The sequence below is a fragment of the Granulicella sp. S190 genome, assembly GCF_009766095.1.
Classification (GTDB): Bacteria; Acidobacteriota; Terriglobia; order Terriglobales; family Acidobacteriaceae; genus Edaphobacter.
This window is the reverse complement of record NZ_LMUD01000009.1, coordinates 83,104-105,481: the sequence shown is the minus strand read 5'-3', so window position 1 is coordinate 105,481 and position 22,378 is coordinate 83,104. Positions and strand designations below refer to the sequence as shown.

Sequence of the window (22,378 nt, the reverse complement as noted above, 5' to 3'; positions counted from 1 at the left end):
TCTTCGATCTCTTCGCTTCAGAGAAGTAAAACTAGTCGCGGAAACCGGCGCTGACGGCGATCTTATGACGGCCCTTGGCGCGGCGGCGGCTCAGGACTGCAGCACCTGCCTTGGTCTTCATGCGGGAAAGAAAGCCGTGGGTCTTGGCGCGGTGGCGGCGGTTCGGTTGAAAGGTACGCTTCGGCATGACAAAAAACTCCTGCGCAGGGTACAACACCTGCTCAAACTTTTAGACTGTTGCAGCAATCTCTGAGTATACCCGATCGGACCGGATTTTCACAGCCCTCTCTGCTGCGACCTTTGTGCCAGTGACGAAGGGCCATCCTCGCGATGACTGTGGACTCCTCACTCAACGCGCAGCAGCGCTCCCCGGCAGCACTCCTGGGAGAAGAGGCTTCATAGATGCTCCTCATTAATGCTCATGAAAGAGATCGTCAAAATGACATCGCTCAAACAACTCCGCAGCAGATCATCGACCTCATACCAAGCTATGATGGAAGTACCGTTCGCATCCTCCGTCGCAGCCGCTCTGAGATTTGTTGAAGCTCTCTCCCCCGACAAAGTGATGTCCAAAACTACGCTGTCCCTATCACAAGAAACTTCGCAGTAGAAGAGAAGAATCATCCCAGTCGCTACGTATTTTTTCCCCTCTGGGAACGCTCAATTTCACTTCTTCACTGCTTATGGTGCAACTTCTTTTTTTTGATTCTTTGCATGGAAAATCGCTGTCTTTTCCGTGCTACTATCGAACCCGATTCGCAAGACGTTTTTCTGCAAGCCCAGTCGTCCCGCACTCTGATTCACGTTGAACTACTCCTCTCCGCAACCAGGTCGCACTCGGTGCACAGCGGAGAGATTTCTGGCAACACAGTAGTCTTCCTCTCTGTCCGCAAGGTCAGGAAAGGATGACTGTTTGCCGATTACCGTGCGAAGCCGCACGATTGAAAGAAGTGCCGCGTCTGGTTTGGAACAGGAAACAAGACAAGGAAACTAAGAATGTCATTCGTTCCGACGGCGACCGCCGTATTGAATTATTGGGTACGTATCCTGGCTGCACTGGAAAAGAAAATTAATCGCCAGTCGTACGAGACGTGGCTCAAGCCAACCCGCTTCTCGCACCTCGAGGGCAAGAAGCTCTTCGTGCGAATTCCTTCCACGGACTTTCAGCACATCGGCGACCGCTACGCCGACCTCATCCAGGAAGCCATCGACAATCTCGGCCTCGACGTCGAAGCCGTCGCCTTCACCACGCCGGAGCAGGATCCCCGCGCCCCCAAGGTACGCGAAGACGGCGGATTCGCCCCCGTGCCCAGCCACAGCCAGAGCGCTCCCAGGCAGCGTCTCGGCGCGCCAGCCAGCACCGTCTCCGGTCCCACGCCGGAGCAGGCACGCTTCGACTGGAGTGCAGCCTCTCAGCTCAACCCGCGCTATCAGTTCGACGCCTTCGTCATCGGCAGCGGCAACCAGTTCGCAGCTGCAGCCGCGCAGGCTGTGGCAGAGCGGCCGTCAAAGGCCTACAACCCGCTCTTCCTCTACGGCGGCGTCGGCATGGGCAAAACCCATCTCATGCACGCCATCGGCCACGACGTGAAGCGCCGTCAGCCCCACGCCTCCATCAGCTATGTCAGCGGTGAGAAGTTCACCAACGAGATGATCAACTCGGTCCGCTACGACAAGATGACCGGCTTCCGCGACAAGTTCCGCAACGTCGATGTCCTGCTCATCGACGACATCCAGTTCCTCGCCGGCAAAGAGCGCACCCAGGAGGAGTTCTTCCATACCTTCAACACCCTGCACGAGAGCATGAAGCAGATCGTCATCGCCAGTGACCGCCCTCCCAAAGAGCTGGCCGACTTTGAAGACCGTCTCCGCTCCCGCTTCGAGTGGGGACTCATCGCCGACATTCAACCGCCCGACCTCGAGACCAAGGTCGCCATCCTGCAGAAAAAGGCGGAGAGCGAGCAGACGCAGCTTCCCACCGATGTCGCCATGTTCATCGCCTCGAACGTCCGCACCAACGTGCGCGAGCTCGAGGGAGCACTCGTCCGTCTCATCGCCTGGTGCAGCATGCACGGCGTTGAGATCACTCTCGCCGTCACACAGCAGTGCCTCAAGCAGTTCATCGACACGCAGGTCCGCAAGATCACCATCGAGACTATTCAGCGCACTGTCTCCGAGCAGTTCGGCATGCGCGTCGCGGAGCTGAAGCAGAAGAACAACTCCCGCCAGATCGTGGTGCCGCGGCAGATCGCCATGTATCTCGCCAAGCAGTTGACCGAGGCCTCCTTGCCGGAGATCGGCCGTCAGTTCGGCGGCAAGCACCACACCACCGTCATGCACTCCATCTCCAAGATCGACGAGCAGCGCCGCGCCGACAAGGACCTGAACCGAACCATCAACAAGCTGATGGAGACACTGAGCTAAAGCTTTGACGGCCCGTTGGTCGCGAGGAAGATCATTCCGACCAACGGGAGGACCAGCAAGCTTCCCTAGCCACCGCAAGGTATACAAGTCACGAAGTGACCGCCCTCCGCGCAGGAGGACCGTCCGGCAGGACACACCCTCCACTAAAAAAATAGTCCCAAAACATGGCGTATCGTCAGCCACGAAAAAACACGTTGTCACAGCACCACGCTAGCCACGCAATCCACCACGGTCACACCACCAAAACATCACGTCCAAAACACCATTTTTCGCAAAAAACCCCTTGCAAAACAGCTCTTCCACCACCCAGACTTTTTTCTCTGCCACAACGTCTACCGAGTCCTCTACCAGGACAGATAAACACCCTTCCGAACCCACTCCGGGTTGTTAATCTGCCGCATCATAAAGTCCGCAACATCCTCTCGTGAGATGCGGCTGCCATTGCGTGGCAGCGCCTCGCCGTCGACCCGATAAGAGCCCCGTCCAGCAGCATTAGTCAGCATCGGAGGCATCACCATCGTCCAGTCCAGGTCGCTCTGAGAGAGATCCTTCCACTGCGAAACCTGCGACGCCACCGGCCACTTCAGAAAGGTGTTGTAAACGATGTTCTGCACGATCCAGCGCCGCCAGACGGGTTGTTTGTCGAGCGAGGAAGCAAGCGCACCCGCAGAACCAAGAACGATGATGCGGCGCACCGGCTTCGCCATAGTAGCTGTCGCCTGCATCGCGGCAACGATAAGAGGAACAGCACGTTCAAGAACATCTTCCTTCCTGAGCGACTTTGCTCCCAAAGCCGAAAGCACCACGTCGGCACCTTCGATCGTCTCGCGCACCGAGTCAGGGTCAAAAGCGCTTCCCTGAACTACGCGGACGCGCTCGCGCAGAGCAAACATCGCAGGGGTGCGGAGCAGTGCAGAGACCTGGTAGCCAGCAGCCAGACAGCGTTCCGTGAGGAGTTTTCCGGTACCACCGCTAGCACCAAAGAGAGCGACCTTCATCCTGGCCTCCTTCAAGCTCGGGACTGATTATCCTCTGGCATGAGACGCAGGTGTGAAAAAAGTGGTTGGGGTAAACCTCTCATTCTGTTTTATTTGGTCAACATTCCCACGTTTGGTCATAAGTCTTCTCGAGAGCTTGAAGTAGCAGCTGTGAAGAACAGGGATAAGAGGGCTATTGAACTAACAATTCAGGCTGCTATTCCTTCATGTGCGTATTTACAGAGCCAGTTTTCTAAAACAAGACTCAGGGGTAAATGCCTCGTTATGAGATCGATGGAAGAGATATCCACTTTTCAAGCTACAACTGCTACTGCTACTGGTATTTATCTCTTTTTCTTTAGTTTTTTAGAAGCAGTAACCGGCATAGAGGAGAAGTTGTGGCAGGTTTCGACATCGCACACAACGGCCCCCGGTTTCCACAAAGAAATCTATCGCTTTGGAGGGCGGTTCACCCCTAGAATCAAGCAGACGTTGAGCGGCCAGGATGCACCGCTAGTTCGATTCGGTGTAAAGTTTGGCCAGCAGCAACTACGAAGACGGAGACAAAACTGTGACCAGTGCGACCCAGGAGCCCGAGATGACTTTGCCGACCGAGACGAGCGCAGCGCCAGCCCCAACCGGCAACCTCGAGATCACAGTCTCCCGCGCAGAGCTGCTGCGAGAGTTGACCGCTGCTCAAAGCGTGGTCGAGCGCAAGACGACGATTCCCATCCTCTCGAACTTTCTCTTTGAAGCGACGCAGGGCGAGAACGGCGACCGGTTGACGATCACCGCAACAGATCTCGACCAAAGCCTGCGAACAAGTTGCGCTGCGAAGGTGAAGAAGGCTGGAGCCTGCACCATTCCTGCGCGAAAGCTGTATGACTACATCAAGCTTCTGCCGGAAGGCGAGATCTCCATCAAACTGATGGACAACCACTGGGTGCAGATCCGGGCGGGCCGGTCCAACACCAAGATGGTCGGAATGGCGCGAGCGAACTTTCCGCAGGTTCCGGAGTTTCCGTCGAGTGGTGCGGTCAAGATTTCAGTGCCTTCGCTGAAGAATATGGTTTCGAAGACGATCTTTGCGATCTCAAACGAAGAGTCTCGCTACACGCTCAATGGTGCTCTGCTGGTCTTGAAGGCGGAGAGCATGGCGATGGTAGCCACCGACGGTCACCGCCTGGCACACATCGAAAAACTAGGCGAGATGCTAGAGGGCGTGTCTGGCGAAAAGAAGACGTTGATTCCTCGGAAAGCGCTCAGTGAGCTCTCCTCCCTACTGGGCGTGACGGAGTCCGAGACAGTGGAGTTTGCCGACGATGACCAGACTCTCTTCTTCAAGGTGGGTGGGCGCGTATTGACCAGCCGTAAGCTGACAGGCCAGTTTCCCAACTATGAGGCCGTGCTGCCGCGGGACAACAACAAGTTCGTCATTGTGCGCTCTGAAGACTTGATGGGCTGTATCCAGCGCGTTGCGCAGTTTGCCGATGAGCGCAGTGGAGCGATCAAGATTCGCCTTGAACAGAACGAGTTGAAGCTCTCTTCTTCGAGCACGGATGCCGGCGAGTCGGAAGACACTATCGAAACTCCTTACAACTATGATCCGCTGGTGGTCGGCTTCAACAGCCAATACCTCATTGATTTTCTGAAGGCGATCGGCAATACGGGCGAAGTGCGACTGGAGTTCAAAGACGCTCAGTCTGCAGGCCAGATGCGGCCTGAAGATGCAAATGAAGATGTGAAGTACCGCTATATTTTGATGCCAATGCGAATCTGAGCCAACGAGCCGTTCGGCGGTGTCAAATCAACCATAATTTGGCCAAATGGCCAGAATATGGTTGATTTGTTTTGGTAGATGGCACTCGATGAGTGCATTGCATTGCCAGCGCTGTTATCACCTGCAGAGGAATCACTTTTTCTTGTGGCCTCGCTATACCGGCCCTATCATGATCTTTCGGCCTTGTTGTGGCCAAAAGCCAATCGCCTCTCCCACGGCGCAAAACGCGCTCGATCCTCGACGATCCCACCCAGTTCGTCCGGAGCCTTTGATGACGGCCCAGGTTCGTAACCGCATCTATCAACTTGCCTCCAGTTTCCGGCATCGCTTTCATACAGAAGAACGCTATGCAGCGAATTCTCTTCGCCCATGAACTTCGGTGAAGCCAAGGGATTAAGCTTTGACCGTGTTCTAATCTAACCACACGGACCCGCCACAAAATGGCTTCGTACAGGCGATCCCAAGCATATCAAAGGCTCAAACACGAAGCTCTATGTTGGATCACGCGTGCACGACAAAGCGTGGCCTTTGTCTTTAGCGGAAAGACGTCCGTGCCCCATGCCAAGATCTTCCTCTAAACGGCACGGAGTGCCGCCCGCATTAGCCAGAGCTATGCTTTTTAACACTTTGGCTGAATGCTCTGCACTGAACCATTGGCAAGGTCCGTCCAAGTGATGACGGTCGTGAACTCCGCATAGGTCTGATTGTCAACGAACAGCACTTCCTCTTCAGGGTCAGAGATATGAGTCGCTGGAAAATCGTCCGGGAGATGGCCTATTCCTAACTGTCCACCCGCGCCAAGGATGATGCAGGGATACTTCACGCCGCGCGCCCGGCTTGCCTGGATCTGCTCTTTGTAAAACTGCCAATCCCTGTTCGCTCCGGTGAGCGGGGCTAGCGTGTGCGCGAGCTGTGGATGCCAGGTGCCGACAATCGCAGGAATGTCGGTGAAGAGGCTGTCGATCAGCATGGAATCATCAAGGTCTCTAATTGCCGCCCTTGCCGACGCCGGATTATCCTCGATTAACAATTCTGATCCGAACGCGTCAGCGATGAGCGCTAACAGCTTTTTGCGATTATGGGCGGGCACTCTGCCAGCCTGAAACTCGTTTAGTGTAACGAGAAGCCAACCACGCGCTGCCTGGACTGCCGCCTTCCGGATAGAGGCGACCTCTTCTCTATCTCCGGAAAACTGAATATCAAACAAGCTGAATATGTCTAAGCCTGTTTGAAAAGCCTGCTGAAGAAGCGGCCATGAAGAGCCTACGAAGTGCTGAAGAAACATCGACGCCACACTCGATAGACTGCCCCGTGATACGGCGGCCATGATTCAGGTGCAGCTCACCTCGCTCGATCAACTCGAAATCCTCGGGGCGAAACCAGTACAATTGGCGGCAGCCATGCGATAACGGGATTGATAACGTGGAGCAGAAAGCAAATCCTATGCCTTCGTGCTATCGAAACAGCCGAAGGCAAAAGCTTTGGCTAGAGCGATGCCCCAGGCACCGGCTCCGCAGCCAATATCGAGGATTTGCTCGACCTGGCTCAGCATATCCTTGGAAAGCCCACGAATCAGTTGTTGAGCGGCATGCAGATTGCTGGGAAAGATGGCTTGAACGTGGTCAGCGAAAAAGCGCCGCCTTCTTCCATTTGGTTTACTTTTTGAAACGAGGAACCACTCTTAACGACCTCGGAGAGCTGTCCCCAACTCTCACAGTGGGCGCGCACGCGTTTTACTGCTGAACCCATGTAATTGACATGGCCCCGAACCAGAAACTCAATGACCGAATTCTCCACATAATAGGTGTTCCCATTTTTATGCAAATAACCGCAGGCAACAAGCGCGTCAAGCAGAGTCTACATGCCGGTCACTGACGCACCAGCGGCTTCGGCAACTTGAGCACAAGTGGAATAACCTTCGCGAATAGCAGAAAAGACGTCGAGTTCTACACCAACCACCAGCGCCTGCGCTTTTGGGGCTCCCCATAGATCCATCCAGAGGTGAAGATCATTTTTGGTGGCGCCAGCGTGGATTCAGAGATGGGCTTTGAGTTACTAAAGGGATTCGACTGGATTGACTACGTCGTTCACGGTGAGGCAGAACAGAAGCAGGATTCTACAAACATCTTAGTGTCTCGTTGCCGTTTGAAGCTTCACGAGGGTGCTGGCGGGGTGCAAAGCACCACTGCACCTTTTGCGGTCTCAATGGCGATACCATGACCTTCCGCAAAAAAAGTTCTGCCGTGTTTACGAAGAAATTGTAAGCATGGCGAAAGATTATCGTTGTTTGACTCTCGACGCTGTAGACAACATTCTAGCCATGGATTACTTCACGGAGCTTTTGCCGAAGTTATCTAACTCCGATATCGATCTCGCACTTTTCTTCGAGGTTAAGGCCAACCTGACTCGTTGTCAGGTCGAATTGCTACGAACTGCGGGGATTACTAAAATCCAACCAGGCATTGAAAGCGTTAGTACGCGATTGTTAAAGCTCATGAACAAGGGCGTTACTGCAATCCAGAATATCCAATTGCTGAAATTCTGTTGTGAGCTTGGCATCTATCCATATCGGAATGTGCTGTATGGTTTACCTGGCGAGATGGCGGCGGATTATGCCGATTTCCCTCAAATATTTCGGACCATCAGCCATTTGAGTCCGCCCGTCGGAACAAGCCGAGTAATTTTTGAGCGGTTTAGTCCTTACTTCTACGATCAAGAAAAATACTCTCTCAGCCTGGAACCGTCGCCTCTCTACCGCTTGCTTTTCCCAGAGTCACTAGTGGACATGGAAAAATGACTTACTACTTTAATCGGAAAGGAGAAGCCGACCTCGGCGATCAATTTGAATATTTTCAGCCTTCCCGCGAATTCATTACAGAGTGGCAGGAGGCTTGGACAGAGAAAACTGGTTTTGCTATTTTGAAAAGGGACCTGACTTTCTAACTATCTACGACAATCGACCGCTTCAGTCTGGAAGTTTTTCTGAAGGGAGATGAACAACGCTGCGCGGTCTAGCGGCACAGGTTTATTTGTTCTGTGGCGAGCATCGTTCATTCAAGGTAATACAGGAAATGTTGAGCAAAACCGGCGTGCATGAGATTGAACCTCAACAAATTGACGTCATGTTGAAGCACTTGGTTAGAGGCGGACTAATGTTCGAAGAAGGAGACCGATATTTAGCTCTCGCGGTGCACAAAAGAGCACAGGGCGCGAAGTAAGGTATCTACTTTTGCAAACAATGTGGCGGCACACCATGGCGCAAACGTACGCGGAGAACTCAACCAATATCATTCATTTGCGTTGTTCCGGTTTTCGTCACCCGATGAAATATGGTCTGGTATATGAACCGACACAACTTCCATCTTGCTTCCACTTCGATTCGGATCGATTACCACTATGTGCTGGAATTGCTTGGATCCAGCCTTCTCATGTCAACGTCCGCATCTCCGTTGTAGTCGCCCTCGTTCTCCTGTAACTCTGCATCGGGATAGGCAGGAAGTCCCAACCCTTGCGCCACAACCGTATCGTTCGTCTTTATTTCAATTCCACCGAATGGCGTCGCCACATTTGATGTGGTCGTATTCGCCGTGATCATTCTTATATATATATGGCAAGTAGCTCATATCAACCCGCTAAGCAGAAGAATCGCGAATGCAGCAGTGCGGCGTTTATCCATCGTCATCACCTCTCCAAATACTCTAGAAAGCAATACGCCAACTGTTATGCGGCAGTTCCCGATATAACAGTAACTCTCTTCTCCAAAAATCATAGATCAAAAATTCAACAGTCCTTACACGAGAGGATTCTTGGTCAAGTGCGCCTTCTGGACTTGTGAGGAAGATGGCACACAAGTCCCGGCAGCGGTTGGCGAGTGGCTGATCCCTTATACTCACAGCTGGTGAATTCATTGGAGGGTAGCAATGGGACTGTCCTGGCAACAAGGTCCACTCTCGCCTAAATCAATCGGTCGGTTTCTCGTTCCCGAGACGCTGCCTGACAGGCTTTTGTATGTCGAACCGCTGCGTCGGCGTATGCGTGTGCATTTCGGCGGAAGCTGGATCGCCGATAGTGAGCGCGTCCTGCTCCTTTTCGAGCCGGATCGCTACCCGGTGGCCTACTTTCCAGAGGCTGACGTCACTCCCGGTGTACTTCAACTGGCCGACCATACCACCCGACATCCGGATCTTGGTCTTACGTCCTGGTACACCGTGCGCGGTGGGGAGAAAAGCACGCCGCGTGCCGCGTGGCAACACGCGGACCTGCCCGCCTACGCGAGCGATTTGAAGGGAAGGGTCGCGTTTGCCTGGCCGGCCATGGACGCCTTCTATGAAGAGGACGAACGGATCCTGGGCCACGCCGCCGACAGCTACCACCGCATCGACATCCGGCAAACATCACGCAATCTTGTAGTTCGCCATCACGACCGCGTCGTCGCCGATACCAAACAGCCGCTCGTTCTGTACGAGTCGGGATTTGCGCCACGCTGGTATGTTCCGCGTGCCGACATCGATGAATCCACGCTGACCTTCGTGGAACATCAGACGTTCTGCCCCTACAAAGGGCTGTGCAGCTACTACGACATCGGCGATGCACGGCTCGGCGCATGGTCCTATCCCGAAGCTTTTACCGAGGTCGGCCGCATCTCCGGCATGGTGTCCTTCGAGCCCGACATCGTTTCGGTACTGCTCGACGGAACTCAGCTGCAGCTTGAACCAGGCCAGACAGTCATTCCGCATGGTCCCGATCGGGAACTCACCGTCGCGGAGGCGAGTGCACGCCGATAACAAAATGCAACACTAGGAATTTTTGAACGCTAGAGATGGTTTCGGGGCTTCGCCTACGGACCGGAGCCACTCGCGATGCCCGCCGATGACAATCTTGTTCGCAGCCGACACGCGACCTTGTCATTGATCTCTAAAACATGATGGTCATCGATCTCTGAGATGTTGGAATCGATCCCTCACAGGAATCTGCATGGAGTCCAAACCGTGAAAACACCAACGCTTTCTGTCGAAGTGATCACTCTGCCGGTGAGCGATGTCGACCGCGCCCTGCGATTCTATGTCGATCAGGTCGGTTTTACGCTTGACGTCGACTACTCGCCTAGTGGGGCGTTCCGCGTCGTGCAGCTCACTCCACCCGGCTCTAACTGCTCGATCCAGATCGGTAAAGGACTCACCGATGCGCCGGCTGGTTCCGTTCGCAATATCTATCTCGTCGTCGCGGACCTGGAGGCTACACAGAGCCTTCTGCTCGAACGCGGGGTTGAGATCGGTGAGATCCGGCACAAGACTCCCGTTGGAGCCTGGGACGGAGGATTCGCACCTGGGCTTGACCCTGCGCGCGGAAACTATGCCAGTTTCGCCAGCTTCTCCGATCCGGATGGCAATAGCTGGGTGCTACAGGAACGGGGCTACCGCACGGTGTGACATAGTTATGGGGCTTGGCGATGTCGAATCGGGCCGCTACGATGGCGCTTCGGCGGCGCGGACTATGCTCTCGACGAAGCATTAGAACGTCATTGCTGCACGTTATTGGCGAAGTTCGACCTCAGTGGCACCTTGACCGCCCTGGTTTTGCGGTGGCTCGGTGACGGTGGTGACATGAGGATGGCTGCGAAGATATTCGCGCAGAGTCCTGCGAAGAACACCCATACCAGTACCGTGCACGATGCGGATGCGGGGCAGGCCAGCTAGAAAAGCCCGATCTAGGAAGCGTTCGACCTCGGTCTGGGCTTCGTCGGCTGTGCGGCCTATCACGTTGATCTCAGAGGTCATGTAATCGGTGTCGTTGTTAGCCGTTGCGACGGTGATCCCACCGCGCTTGCGCGCGGCCTCGAGCGGCGTCACGACTTTGACTGATTCAACTTCTGCGATGTCGTCGATAGCGGCACGCATCTTCATCGGCCCCATCGAGACTTCAAAGGTCTTCGCGTCGATGATGCGGTCGACCCTGGCCTGGCGTCCCAGAGACTTCAGCTTGACCAGGTCTCCGACCTTGATGCCTTTGGGAATATGCGGCTGAGCCGCGGGGTCGTTTTTGTCAGCTCTCGAGGTATGAGCGACGACAGCGGAATTGAACTGCTCGGAGAACTCGCGGCGCAGAGTTGCCATGCGCCTGTCGGAGTCGCGAGCGATCTTTTGAGCAAGTGTTTTGTCGTCGATCGCTTTGACCGTCTCGCGAAGCTGGTAGGCGAAGTCCTCAAGCAGTGAATTGAGCTTCGTCTCCAGTTCTTTGGTGCGTGCCTTTTGTTCCACGCGGCCTTCGACTTCGACACGAGCCTTCTCACGGGAGAGCTCGCGCTCTCGTTGTTGCATCGTCTCGCGGTCAATCGCGGCTGCTGTCAGCTGATCGTGAAGCTGGTCGAGGAAGGCGCCGATGTCTGCCGTCTGCGTGGTCATCTGGGCGCGCGCGGCTGCGATGATATCGGGAGCAAGACCCAACCGTGCTGCGATGTTGAGGCCCGCAGAGGCTCCAGGAACGCCGAGACGCAGCTCGTAGGTGGGAGTAAGAGTCTCTTGATCGAAGCCGACAGCAGCGTTGAGAACACCGCCATGGTTGGCGGCATAGACCTTCAGCGAGGTGAGGTGGGTCGTGATGCAGCACCAGGTGTTGAGTTTGAGGAAGTGGGTCGCGATCGCAACTGCAAGAGCGGCTCCCTCTTCGGGATCTGTGGCAGACCCTAATTCGTCCAGCAAGACCAGCGAATCAGAGCCCGCCTCGCGGGAGATGCGATCAAGATTAATGACGTGGGAAGAAAAGCTTGAAAGGTTGCGCTCGATGGATTGAGCATCGCCAATATCAGCATAGATATTCTGAAAGAGAGGAAGCTTGGCTTCTTCGGCAGGAACGGGGATGCCTGCCTGAGCCATCAGCGAGAGCAGGCCAAGAGTCTTCAGGGAGACTGTCTTACCGCCTGTGTTCGGACCGCTGATGATGAGTTGTTTCGCGTCCGTAGGCAGAACGATGGTAAGAGGAATGGGGGTGGCCGGTGCAGTCTCTTCTGCAATGGCTGCGGCGCGCATGCGAAGCTCAAGAAGGGGATGGCGAGCGGCGGTGAGCGAGAGCTCTTGCGTAAAGAGGGGACGCGAGCAGTTCAGAGTCTCGGCGAAGCGAGCACGGGCGTAGTGAGACTCCACCTCGGCGAGAATGCACGAGCCAAGATGAATGGCGGCCGCGTTTTGCCCCAGCGCCCGCGTCATCGCAACCAGGATGCGATGAATCTCTGACTGCTCTTCCTCAAGCAGCCGAACGAGTTCGTTATTCTGTTCGATCGTCTCAAGCGGCTCGACGAACACGGTTTGACCGGACGAAGAAGATCCGTGGATGACGCCGGGAACCTTGCGCTTGAACTCGGATTTTACGGGGATGACAAAGCGGTCGCCACGAATCGTAATGAGATCTTCCTGCGTGCTGCCGCCTTCACTGAGGCTCTGCAAGGACCTGCGAAGGCTTGCTTCAATGGCGCGATGTTGGCGCTCCATCGCGCGGCGGATACGGCGAAGCTCTGGCGAGGCATCGTCATTGAGGCTGCCGTCTGCTTCTATCTTGCCGCGCAGAAGACGCAGCAGCGGGGCCAGGTCATAGTCAAGCAAAGGCGCAGACAGGGCCGCGATACTGGGCCAGTCGTAGCGCGTACCGCTGGGCGAAGGATCGATGAGGTTGCGCCAAGCGGCGACGCGCTCCACGACAACGAGAAGGTCGCGAATCTCAGTCGACTCAAGCGCAGCGCCATCGATGCGAGCCTTATCGAGCAGCGCCGTCGGGTCAAAGAGTCCACGGAACTCGAAGCTGCCCCCGCGGGAGAGCATGGCACGCAGCTCTGCGGTACGCTGCTGTTGCTGGTCGATCCAGGCGAGGTCGGCGCAAGGTTCCAGCGCGAGCACCCAGGCGCGGCCGAGGGGGGAGAAGGTGCGGCCGGCGATATTTTCGCGAAGACGCGGCCACTCCAGAACCGCAGAGCTGGCTTCGCGAAGGGGAGACGGGATGATCGGTAATAGCGATGGTAAATTCACTTCCCTTATCGTACCCTCGCAGGGAACTGCCGACCGCCCCTATGCGTAGCAACGAGAGCGCAGGGCCGGCGCCTTGAATGGTTGGAGGTGTGAGATGGTCTGTCAGGCATGTGGAACTCCCGTCGGCGAGGGCGTTCATTTTTGTTCAAGATGCGGGGCTCAGGTAGCCGCCGCTCAACCGATATATGCAGCGTATCCCAACCCGCCAATAGCCATGGCCGCGCCACGAGTCCAGCGGAACCTGCAGACACTGGGGGTACTCTGGTGTGTCTTTGGCGCATACCGCGTGATCGGCGGACTGATTGGAATGTTCTTTCTGCGTGCGTTCGCATTCCGCAACCTAGGGGGATTCGACTGGCCCTTCGACAGCCACTACCACGGCGGTCTCGATCACTCGTGGATGGGCGCATTGTTCCCCGTGATTGCGGTCTATACGGTGGTGATGGCAGCGCTGGCGGTGACTGTCGGCTACAGTCTGCTGACGCGCCGTCCCTGGGGCAGAATGTTTGCTATCGTCGTCGGCATCCTTACCCTGCTGAAGCCGCTCTTTGGTACCGCGCTGGGAATCTACACGCTGTGGGTTCTGGCTCCAGGCGCTTCGGGACTGGAGTATGACACGGTCGCGGATCGTACCTAAGAGGCTGGACGTAAACTGGAAGCATGAACTTTCCTGTCACGCGTTTGCGTCGTCTGCGGCGAACCAGTGCGATGCGGTCCCTGGTCCGCGAAACGCATCTGCACCCCGGCGCTCTGATCTATCCTTTGTTCGTCTGTCCCGGCGAAGGAGTACGCAAAGAGATCAGCTCCATGCCCGGTGTCTTCAACCTCTCGATCGATGAGGCGTTGAAAGAAGCCGAGGCGTGTGCTGCGCTTGGATTGGGTGGGTTGCTGCTCTTCGGCCTGCCATCAAAAAAAGATGAAAAGGCGAGCGGGGCATGGGCGGATGACGGCATCGTCCAGCAAGCGCTGCAAGCGATCAAGAAGAATCGAGCGCTCGACTCGCTGGTGACGATCGCAGATGTCTGCCTCTGCGAGTACACCTCGCACGGGCACTGCGGAGTCGTCTCGCGCGACGGCGATCATTATGAGATTCAGAACGATTCCAGCGTCGCGCTGATCGCGAAGACGGCGGCATCGCTGGCCAAAGCAGGCGCCGATGTCGTTGCCCCTTCCGACATGATGGACGGGCGTGTGGAGGCGATTCGCATAGCTCTTGACGCGAGCGGCCACGAGCAAACTCCAGTGATGAGCTATGCGTCGAAGTTTGCCTCGGCGTTCTACGGGCCATTTCGCGAGGCAGCAGACTCTGCACCACAGTTCGGAGACCGTCGCAGCTACCAGATGGATGGCGCGAACCTGCGCGAGGCGATGCGCGAGATCGACCAGGATATCGCCGAAGGTGCGGACATGCTGTTGATGAAGCCTGCCATGCCTTACCTCGATGTCATTCGCACGGCGCGGGAGCGGTACGATGTGCCCATGGGCGCCTATCAGGTTTCAGGCGAGTACTCCATGCTGCACGCTGCGTTTCAGCGCGGATGGCTGGAGCCGGAGCGGGCCATGATGGAATCGTTGCTGTCGATCCGGCGGGCGGGCGCGGACTTCATCGTCACCTACTTTGCGAAGGATGCAGCGAAGGTACTGGGCTAGAGATTACTCAGCTTTACCGGGTCAGAAAAACCGGGTCACGGAGAGTTCAGCGGATCTTCAAAACTATCCTGCGGTAGCGGTGTGACGATAGCGTCGTCGCCCAGGCGAGCGCGAAGATCCGCCAGTGTCATCTCGGGTTGCGAGGGCGGCACATAGCGGATGTTGTAGTTTGCGATGGTGCTCGCGACCAGATAAAGCTTTGCGCCCGGAATAGTCCGCCAATAGCTGTCGCGAGGCTTCTGTGTGCCATGTTCGCGATCGCGCTCCAGTTCCTTCTGTTGATAGCGCGCTGCTCGCTCCAGGAAGATGCCTTCGAGTTTACCGTCCTGGTCGAGAAACCAGTCGACAAGTTTGCCGCGATAGAGAATGTCGGCCGCAAGAGCGTCAATCTCAACGTCGAAGTCTCTTTGGCTGCGCGGGAGGGAGCGGGTGGTAAAGAGTAGCTCCCACTCCGAAACGTAAGTCAGGAGAAAGTCGTCGCAGAACCGCTTCAACAGGCGATGCATGCGCTGGTCCACCCGGTAGTCACCATACTTCGAGACGATAAATCCGGACAGCCACCCTTCGGCTCCGCAGAAGAGCCACAACAGGGAGATGAAGCGCCCCTGCTCCAGAAAAGCACGCAGGTAGGCTTCGGAGAGATGAGCGCGAACGGCAAAAGGGTTTGAGCCGGTGACGTCCGGACCAGGCAGTAACGAACGAAAGACGGCGCGATACGCCTCGGCTTTAGAAGGGCCAATCCCAAAAGCCGGAAGCTGGCCTAACGGCGTATGAATCAGAAGGATCCAGGAAAAAAGAAAGGGAAGTATCGTGACGAGCAGCGAGAAGACAACCTCTTCGGTACGCGTCCGCTGGTATCTTCTTGCAGGGATGTAGGCCGAAAAGAAGAGCCGGTAGATGACGCCCGGGGCAAGCAGATAGCCGATCAGCAGAAAGCCCGCGACCAGCGCACTCATGGTCTAGGCAGGCTTGCGGACGATGCGGAAACGCTGGCCGCGATCATCGGTGAACAGGGCAACCCCGTTTTCGGCAAGGTCTCGGCGAACTGCGGCAATCTTTTCGGTCAGTGCAGATTCAGAGGATGAGCCTGCCTGGTCTTCAGAGTCAAAGACGCTGTTGCGCAGCGCGTTCGTTAATCGGGCTACATTACTAACCATTAGTTCTCCACACAAATTCCACAGCTTTTATTATGACGCAGATGTCAAGGCTAATCGTCGTTTCCTGCAGCGCCGAATCTAATAAGTACCCAAAGAATCGAATAAGATAGTGAAGTTGGTTTACCTACATGGAGTGTTCCCTTGGCAGATACGATCTTTGACGTTGTAGTGCTTGGCGGCGGACCCGCCGGATATACGTGCGCGATCCGCGCCTCGCAATTTGGACTGAAGTCCGCGCTGATTGACGCGAACGACCGGCTCGGAGGAACCTGCCTGCTTTGGGGATGCGTTCCAACCAAGTCGATACTCTTCTCCGCCGAACTGTGGGATCACCTGAAGCACGCCGAGCGTTACGGCATCGACGGCGTAACCCCCAAGCTCAATTGGAAGGGCGTCCTGGCACGCAAAGACGACGTCATCTCGCGCCACGTCAAGGGTCTCGACTTCCTGATGAAGAAGAACAAGATCAATGCCATCAAGGGATACGGCCGACTGACTGGACCTGCAAAAGACGGCGTCCATACCATTGAGGTGAAGACTGCCGACGGCAAGGTTGAAACCGTAAAGGCGAAAAAGGTAGTGTTGGCGACCGGCTCAGACGCGCGTATGCTCCCTGGCTACACGCCGGACACGACCATCATGACTAACTTCGAGATCCTGAAGATCGACGAAGCTCCCAAATCGCTGGTCGTCGTCGGTTCAGGCGCAGTCGGGGTGGAGTTTGCCTCTATCTTCAAGAGCTTCGGCGCAGAGGTCACCATCATCGAAGCTCTGCCGCGCATGGTCCCCGTCGAGGACGAGGACGTCAGCAAGGAGCTTCTACGGCTCTATAAGAAGCGTGGAATCGACGTCCACCTCGGGGCGAAGGTCGACAAGCTCGAAAAAAATAAGGATGGCGTCCTGGTTCACTTCACCAAGGCAGACGGCACTGGCGAGACGAAGCAGGCAGAAAAAGTTCTGGTAGCTGTTGGCCGCGCACCACGCACTTATGATCTAGGCCTCGACAAGGTAAAGATCACTCCCGACCGCGGCTTCATCGTCACTAACGAGTGGATGGAGACGACCGAACCTGGAATCTACGCTATCGGGGATATCGTCGCGGGCCTGCCGCAACTGGCCCACTCCGGCAGCATGGCGGGGATGGTCGTCGCGGCAAAAATCGCCAGTAAGTACGCGAAACCCGTCACTCGCAACCGCGTTCCTGGCTGCACCTACTGCGATCCCCAGATCGGCAGCGTCGGCCTCACCGAGGCGCAGGCAAAGGAGAAGGGCTTCCAGGTCAAGGTCGGCAAGTTCCCCTTTGTCGGCAACTCCAAGGCTACGATCCTCGATGCGCATGACGGCTTCGTCAAGGTTGTCTCAGACGCGAAACATGGAGAGATCCTTGGCGTCCACATCATCGGACCCTACGCCACCGAGATCATCGCAGAGGCCGTTACCGCGATGGAGCTCGAGGCCACCATCGAAGAGATGATGTTCACCATCCACGCACATCCAACCGTCGCCGAATCCCTGCTCGATGGCTTCTCCAGCGTCGAAGGCCTGTCGGTCAACGTCTAATCGCTTATGGCGTTAGGACAGCAGCCGGGCTACCAGGCTCGGCTGTTCTCTTTCTCGCGTTAAGAATCAATGCATATCAATCTCCTCCATCTCGGCCGCATCCCGTATCACGAAGCTCTGGGCATCCAGCAGCAGGTCATCGCAGCGCGAAAGCAGAATCTGATCGCGGACACCCTCCTCCTGCTGGAGCACCCGCCTGTCCTGACCCTCGGCCGTAACGCCCATCGTTCCAACATCCTCGCCAGCGATGACCAGCTCGCGCAGCGCGGCGTCGAACTGCATGAGGTCAACCGTGGCGGCGATGTCACCTACCACGGCCCGGGTCAGCTGGTCGGATACCCCATTGTTGATCTGCGCGGCGACCTGCCCGGCAAAAAAGGTCCCCACCTCGGCCCGGTCGACTACGTCCGCCTGCTCGAAGAGGCGTTAATCCGCACCTGCGGAGACTTCGGCGTGATGACCCAGCGAATCTGCAAGCTGACCGGCGTATGGACGATGGCAGGCGGAACCATTCGCGAAAAAAAGATCGCGGCCATTGGCGTTCATGTCTCGCAGGGCATCACCTCCCACGGCTTTGCGCTCAATGTGACGACAGATCTCCGCGACTTCGAATGGATCATCCCTTGCGGCATCAACGACCGCCAGGTAACCAGTCTTGAGCTCGAAGCCGACTCCGACCGCCAGCCAACGATGGAATCAGCCCTTAACGCCACAGCTAGAAACTTCGGCCGTATCTTCGAGCGGCAGATGCTCTGGTGCGACTCGCTGGATCAACTGCTGGCCCCGCATGGATAAAACGCGAAAAATGGCAAAAGTGCTGCTGTTCGCTAACCGCACCGCGAAGCCAGCTTTTACCCAGCCGCCGTATAATCCCATTTGCACAAGCCCGTTCGCGGACCGGGCTGACAGAAGGCGGTTTCAGCCGCCCCTATCTACAGACCGCACCTGATATCCAGATATCCAGGGGAGAAGAGATATTCATGCCGACTGACGTAGTTATGCCCCAGATGGGCGAATCCATCACCGAAGGCACCATCACAAAATGGCTCAAGAAGCCGGGCGATGCCATCCAGCGCGATGAGCCTCTCTTTGAGATCTCCACCGACAAGGTCGATGCCGAGATTCCATCGCCCGCCGCCGGCACTCTCAAGGAGATCAAGATCTCCGAAGGCACCACTGTTCAGATCAACACCGTCGTCTGCAGCATCGAGGAGGCTGGTTCGGCGTCGTCCGCCTCCACGAAAGCTGAGACTGCACCAGACACCGTAACACCCGCTGCCGCACCTCCTGCCGCCGGCGGAAATCCTCCAGCGTCCGGCCCCGGCACTGACGTGCTCATGCCGCAGATGGGCGAGTCCATCGCAGAAGGCACTATCACCAAATGGCTCAAGAAGATAGGCGACACCGTCCAACGCGACGAACCCATCTTCGAGATCTCGACTGACAAGGTCGATGCAGAGATTCCGTCGCCAGTCGCTGGAGTACTCTCCGAGATCAAGGTGCAGGAAGGCGCAACCGTCACTATTAACACGGTCGTAGCGGTCATTGGCGGCGCTGCAGGAAAGTCCTCCGCACCCGCTGCATCTGCACCCACCGTCTCAGCACCCGCGGCAGCCGCTCCCTCAGCTCCTCCGGCCGCCGCTTCAGCAACAGCAGGAGAGCGTGTTCGTTCGTCGCCGCTCGTCCGCAAGATCGCGAAGGACAACAACGTCGATCTGACTCAGGTCGCCGGTTCGGGCGCATCAGGCCGCATCACCAAAACCGACATCGTCAGCCATCTGGAGCAGGGTCCAAAGCCAGTCGCTGCTGCCTCTGTCGCTCCAGCCGCCTCCTCGGCCGCACCCGCCGCAAAGCCCGCCGCGCCTCAGCCTCAGCCGGGCGAGCTCGTTCCCATGACCAAGATGCGCTCCATCATCGCGCAGCGTATGGTCGAGTCCAAGCGCACCAGTCCGCATGTCCACACCGTCTTCAAGGTGGACATGACGCGCATCGTCAAACTCCGCGAGAAAGAGAAGTCGAAGTACGAGCAGCGTAACGGCGTCAAACTGACCTACATGCCCTTCATCACTCGCGCTGCCATCGTTGCGCTGCGGAAGCATCCCGTAGTCAACGGGTCGATCGAAGGCGAAGCCATCCGTTACAACAAGAACATCAACATCGGAATCGCCGTGGCTCTCGATTGGGGCCTCATCGTTCCCGTCCTCAAGCAGACCGAGGAGAAGAACTTCCTCGGCATCGCGCGCGGCATCGTCGACGTCGCAGATCGCGCCCGCAACAAAAAACTCGCCCCGGACGAGATCTCAGGCGGCACCTTCACTCTCACCAACTCCGGCATCTTCGGCGAACAGTTCGGGACACCCATCATTAATCAGCCGCAGAGCGCGATCCTCGGCATCGGCGGCCTCAACAAAGAAGCCGAAGTCCTCACCGATAAAGACGGCAACGACTCCATTGCGATCCGTTCCATCCAACGCTTCACTCTTGGCTTCGATCACCGCATCGTGGACGGAGCAGACGCCGGCAAATTCATGTCCGACTTCAAGACCTATCTCGAAAACTGGTCTGAAGACATCGGTTAATTTGTATCGATAAAAGTAACAAAAGCGGCAGACTCGTTCTGCCGCTTTTGTTACTTTTTGAGGGGCGATGCTCGACCCGAGCAACGCGAGGTCCCATGCCTCATAACCCACCCAGACCGGTATACAAGTCACGAAGTGACCGCCCCGCGCGCAGCGGGCCCGGTCGGCAGGCCCGCACTCTCTTTAACTCAAAACTCCACTAAGGTTCGACGAATTCAAACAGAAATTCATTCCTGGACTGGATGTATTCCACTGCGATCTCACATAGCTCTTCAGCGCTGTAGTCCCAGTACTTCTTCTGCGTAAAATCCAGGCAATCTTCGTCGCGGCATTCATACTCGTGGTCTGTCCCAGAGCCGTAAACATCGATTCCCAGCAGCCTTGCATTCTTGAACTTGAATGTGCCCACCGCTTCCACAGCAACATCAGCCGGAAAGAGCAGAGCACCGTTCCATCTGACAACTCTGTCAGCATAGCCCTCAAGAAAGCTGAAATCCTCATCCATTACAGAAGCTCCTTGGCATGCAGCACCAACCCAACCGCCTCATCAGCCGTAGCCCCCACTGCCGAAAGGTGTCCCATCTTCCTTCCCTTCCGGGGCCGCTGCTTCTCGTACAGATGCAGCCTCACCCCCGGCACGGCCAACGCCGCATCGAATCGCGGCTCTTTCGCCGAACCGTCTTCGTTCAGCCAAACCTCGCCAAGCAGGTTCACAATCGCCGCAGGCTGCACCACCTCCACACTGCCCAGCGGCAGGTCGCATACCGCCCGCACCAGTTGCTCGAACTGGCTCGTCACACACCCTCGTTCACTCGCGTGGTAGCTGTTATGCGGTCGAGGGGCAAGCTCATTCACCAAAAGCCTGCCATCGGTCGTGCAAAACATCTCAACTGCCAGTACTCCCTCCAGCTGAAACGTATCGGCAATGGACTCCGCGATCTCCCGCGCCTGCGACATCATCTCCGAAGAAAGCGGTGCCGGAATCGCGCTCCACGCCAGAATCTGTTCTTCATGATGGTTCAACGCTGCCGGATAAACCTTCACCTCGCCGTTCGGAGCGCGCGCCACCAGCACAGAGATCTCCTTGTCCAGCTCAACTGCCTTCTCCGCCACTCCCGCACGCTCGCCCAGCGCCTCCCACGCGCTCCTCAGCTCGTCCTCGACCGACGCGCCCGCAGCAAAGCCGACTTTGCCCTGTCCACGTCCATCGTAACCACCGGTAGCGCTCTTGCAGAAGCATCTGCCGCCAAGCGCAGCCACGGCCTGCCGCAGCTCCTCCAGCGACCGTACCGCGCGATACTCCCCCACGGGAAATCCATTCCGTCGCAGCCAGTCCTTCTGCTCAATCCTGTCCTGGATCACGGCCAGCATCGCCCCACCCGGCCGCACCGGCGCGTAGCTCGCCGCCGCCGCCATACTGGCCGGCGAGATCTGCTCAATCTCCAACGTCACTACATCGCAACCGCGCGCAAGATTCGCAGCCTCTCGCGAATCGTCCCATCCGGCCTCGATGCATCCATCCACCACAAACCGCGCCGGGCAAGCCGGATCCGGATCGAGCACAAGGATGCGGTACCCCATGCCGCGAGCGGCCATCGCCGTCATCCGTCCCAGCTGCCCTCCGCCAAAGATCCCAATCGTCGCGCCCGGCAAAATCGGCTTCGCCTTCGATCTGTCAAAGCTCACGCGCCAACCTCGTCTTCTCCCGGCACATCCAGCCTTTGAGCAAGAACCTCATCACGCCGCGCCGCGCGCCACGCCACCAGCTTCTCCCTCAGTGCTGCATCTGTGGTGGCCAGCATCGCAACCGCCAGCAGTCCCGCATTCATCGCTCCGGCCGCGCCAATCGCCAGCGTCCCAACCGGAATCCCCTTCGGCATCTGCACAATGCTCAGCAGCGAATCCATACCCTGCAGCGCCGTAGCTGCTATCGGCACACCCAGCACCGGCACCACCGTCTTCGCCGCAATCATCCCCGGCAGATGCGCCGCGCCGCCCGCTCCGGCGATAATCACCCGCAGCCCGCGTCCCACAGCGGCATCCGCATATTCAAACAAAAGATCTGGTGTCCGGTGCGCCGAAACCACACGCGCCTCATGGGCAACGCCAAACTCCTTCAGCACCTCAACGGCGGCACGCATCACCGCGTAATCGTTGCGGCTTCCCATCACAACTCCAACCAGAATATTGCCTAGCGGCTCGGCGTCCATGGCCCGATTATACGGTTTCCCCTGCA

General features: G+C 57.0%; 20 protein-coding genes. 10 read left to right on the top strand and 10 right to left on the bottom strand.

Features of this window, described 5'->3' with window-relative positions; all coding sequences use genetic code 11:
* Positions 1–31: 31 nt before the first annotated feature.
* Positions 32–187, bottom strand: coding sequence for a 50S ribosomal protein L34 (gene rpmH / locus GSQ94_RS04335; protein ID WP_123490004.1), 156 nt, complete (start codon positions 185–187; stop codon positions 32–34).
* 809 nt (positions 188–996) lie between these two features.
* Here rpmH and dnaA point away from each other — a divergent pair.
* A complete protein-coding gene (gene dnaA, locus GSQ94_RS04330) occupies positions 997–2,424 on the top strand; it encodes a chromosomal replication initiator protein DnaA (protein ID WP_158942090.1) in 1,428 nt (475 codons plus the stop codon).
* A gap of 344 nt (positions 2,425–2,768) precedes the next feature.
* Here the strand turns inward: dnaA and GSQ94_RS04325 are convergent, their stop codons facing one another.
* Positions 2,769–3,422 carry an NAD(P)-dependent oxidoreductase gene (locus GSQ94_RS04325; RefSeq protein ID WP_158942089.1) on the bottom strand — a complete coding sequence of 218 codons (654 nt, stop codon included), beginning with the start codon at positions 3,420–3,422 and terminating at the stop codon, positions 2,769–2,771.
* A 577-nt stretch (positions 3,423–3,999) separates the two neighbouring features.
* Between GSQ94_RS04325 and dnaN the strand changes: the two genes are divergently transcribed.
* A complete protein-coding gene (gene dnaN / locus GSQ94_RS04320; RefSeq protein ID WP_158942088.1) occupies positions 4,000–5,181 on the top strand; it encodes a DNA polymerase III subunit beta in 1,182 nt (393 codons plus the stop codon).
* Between the two features lie 619 nt (positions 5,182–5,800).
* Here the strand turns inward: dnaN and GSQ94_RS04315 are convergent.
* On the bottom strand, positions 5,801–6,508 hold the full coding sequence (locus tag GSQ94_RS04315) for a hypothetical protein (protein ID WP_216843008.1): 708 nt from the start codon (positions 6,506–6,508) through the stop codon (positions 5,801–5,803).
* A 939-nt stretch (positions 6,509–7,447) separates the two neighbouring features.
* Here GSQ94_RS04315 and GSQ94_RS04310 point away from each other — a divergent pair.
* Positions 7,448–7,978, top strand: a complete 531-nt coding sequence (locus GSQ94_RS04310; protein WP_158942086.1) for a hypothetical protein — start codon at positions 7,448–7,450, stop codon at positions 7,976–7,978.
* 597 nt (positions 7,979–8,575) lie between these two features.
* On the opposite strand, the gene GSQ94_RS04305 is transcribed toward GSQ94_RS04310, so the two are convergent.
* The gene (locus tag GSQ94_RS04305) at positions 8,576–8,776 is read right to left on the bottom strand and encodes a hypothetical protein (protein ID WP_158942085.1); all 201 of its coding nucleotides are present in this window, start codon (positions 8,774–8,776) and stop codon (positions 8,576–8,578) included.
* Between the two features lie 325 nt (positions 8,777–9,101).
* On the opposite strand from GSQ94_RS04305, the gene GSQ94_RS04300 reads away from it, so the two are divergent.
* The gene (locus tag GSQ94_RS04300) at positions 9,102–9,965 is read left to right on the top strand and encodes a DUF427 domain-containing protein (RefSeq protein ID WP_158942084.1); all 864 of its coding nucleotides are present in this window, start codon (positions 9,102–9,104) and stop codon (positions 9,963–9,965) included.
* A gap of 204 nt (positions 9,966–10,169) precedes the next feature.
* Complete coding sequence (locus GSQ94_RS04295; RefSeq protein WP_216843007.1) at positions 10,170–10,610, top strand: VOC family protein; 441 nt, start codon at positions 10,170–10,172, stop codon at positions 10,608–10,610.
* A gap of 102 nt (positions 10,611–10,712) precedes the next feature.
* Here the strand turns inward: GSQ94_RS04295 and GSQ94_RS04290 are convergent, their stop codons facing one another.
* On the bottom strand, positions 10,713–13,196 hold the full coding sequence (locus GSQ94_RS04290; RefSeq protein ID WP_254063648.1) for an endonuclease MutS2: 2,484 nt from the start codon (positions 13,194–13,196) through the stop codon (positions 10,713–10,715).
* A gap of 94 nt (positions 13,197–13,290) precedes the next feature.
* Here GSQ94_RS04290 and GSQ94_RS04285 point away from each other — a divergent pair, with 94 nt between their 5' ends.
* Positions 13,291–13,833 (top strand): zinc-ribbon domain-containing protein, encoded by a 543-nt coding sequence (locus GSQ94_RS04285; protein WP_158942082.1) that lies wholly within the window; start codon positions 13,291–13,293, stop codon positions 13,831–13,833.
* Between the two features lie 23 nt (positions 13,834–13,856).
* On the top strand, positions 13,857–14,846 hold the full coding sequence (hemB, locus tag GSQ94_RS04280; RefSeq protein ID WP_158942081.1) for a porphobilinogen synthase: 990 nt from the start codon (positions 13,857–13,859) through the stop codon (positions 14,844–14,846).
* Between the two features lie 35 nt (positions 14,847–14,881).
* Here the strand turns inward: hemB and GSQ94_RS04275 are convergent, their stop codons facing one another.
* Together GSQ94_RS04275 and GSQ94_RS04270 are read right to left on the bottom strand one after the other, a co-directional pair.
* Positions 14,882–15,802 (bottom strand): hypothetical protein, encoded by a 921-nt coding sequence (locus GSQ94_RS04275; protein WP_158942080.1) that lies wholly within the window; start codon positions 15,800–15,802, stop codon positions 14,882–14,884.
* Positions 15,803–15,805: 3 nt separating this feature from the next.
* Positions 15,806–16,003: a hypothetical protein gene (locus tag GSQ94_RS04270; protein ID WP_158942079.1), complete on the bottom strand. Its 198-nt coding sequence runs from the start codon at positions 16,001–16,003 to the stop codon at positions 15,806–15,808.
* Positions 16,004–16,144: 141 nt separating this feature from the next.
* On the opposite strand from GSQ94_RS04270, the gene lpdA reads away from it, so the two are divergent.
* The 3 genes from lpdA (at position 16,145) to sucB (ending at position 20,142) form a co-directional block, all read left to right on the top strand.
* Positions 16,145–17,563, top strand: a complete 1,419-nt coding sequence (lpdA, locus tag GSQ94_RS04265; protein WP_158942078.1) for a dihydrolipoyl dehydrogenase — start codon at positions 16,145–16,147, stop codon at positions 17,561–17,563.
* A gap of 69 nt (positions 17,564–17,632) precedes the next feature.
* Entirely contained in the window at positions 17,633–18,358 is a 726-nt protein-coding gene (gene lipB, locus GSQ94_RS04260; RefSeq protein WP_158942077.1) for a lipoyl(octanoyl) transferase LipB, read from the top strand.
* Between the two features lie 185 nt (positions 18,359–18,543).
* Positions 18,544–20,142 (top strand): 2-oxoglutarate dehydrogenase, E2 component, dihydrolipoamide succinyltransferase, encoded by a 1,599-nt coding sequence (gene sucB / locus GSQ94_RS04255; protein ID WP_158942076.1) that lies wholly within the window; start codon positions 18,544–18,546, stop codon positions 20,140–20,142.
* 199 nt (positions 20,143–20,341) lie between these two features.
* Here sucB and GSQ94_RS04250 read toward each other — a convergent pair whose 3' ends face one another.
* Genes GSQ94_RS04250 through purE form a run of 3 tightly spaced genes read right to left on the bottom strand, consistent with a single transcriptional unit; the run spans position 20,342 to position 22,352 of the window.
* Complete coding sequence (locus GSQ94_RS04250) at positions 20,342–20,647, bottom strand: hypothetical protein (RefSeq protein WP_158942075.1); 306 nt, start codon at positions 20,645–20,647, stop codon at positions 20,342–20,344.
* Entirely contained in the window at positions 20,647–21,828 is a 1,182-nt protein-coding gene (gene purK / locus GSQ94_RS04245) for a 5-(carboxyamino)imidazole ribonucleotide synthase (protein WP_256369960.1), read from the bottom strand. Before purK ends, GSQ94_RS04250 begins: the two co-directional genes overlap by 1 nt.
* A complete protein-coding gene (purE, locus tag GSQ94_RS04240) occupies positions 21,825–22,352 on the bottom strand; it encodes a 5-(carboxyamino)imidazole ribonucleotide mutase (protein ID WP_158942074.1) in 528 nt (175 codons plus the stop codon). The genes purK and purE overlap by 4 nt, the downstream gene beginning before the upstream one ends.
* Positions 22,353–22,378: the final 26 nt, after the last annotated feature.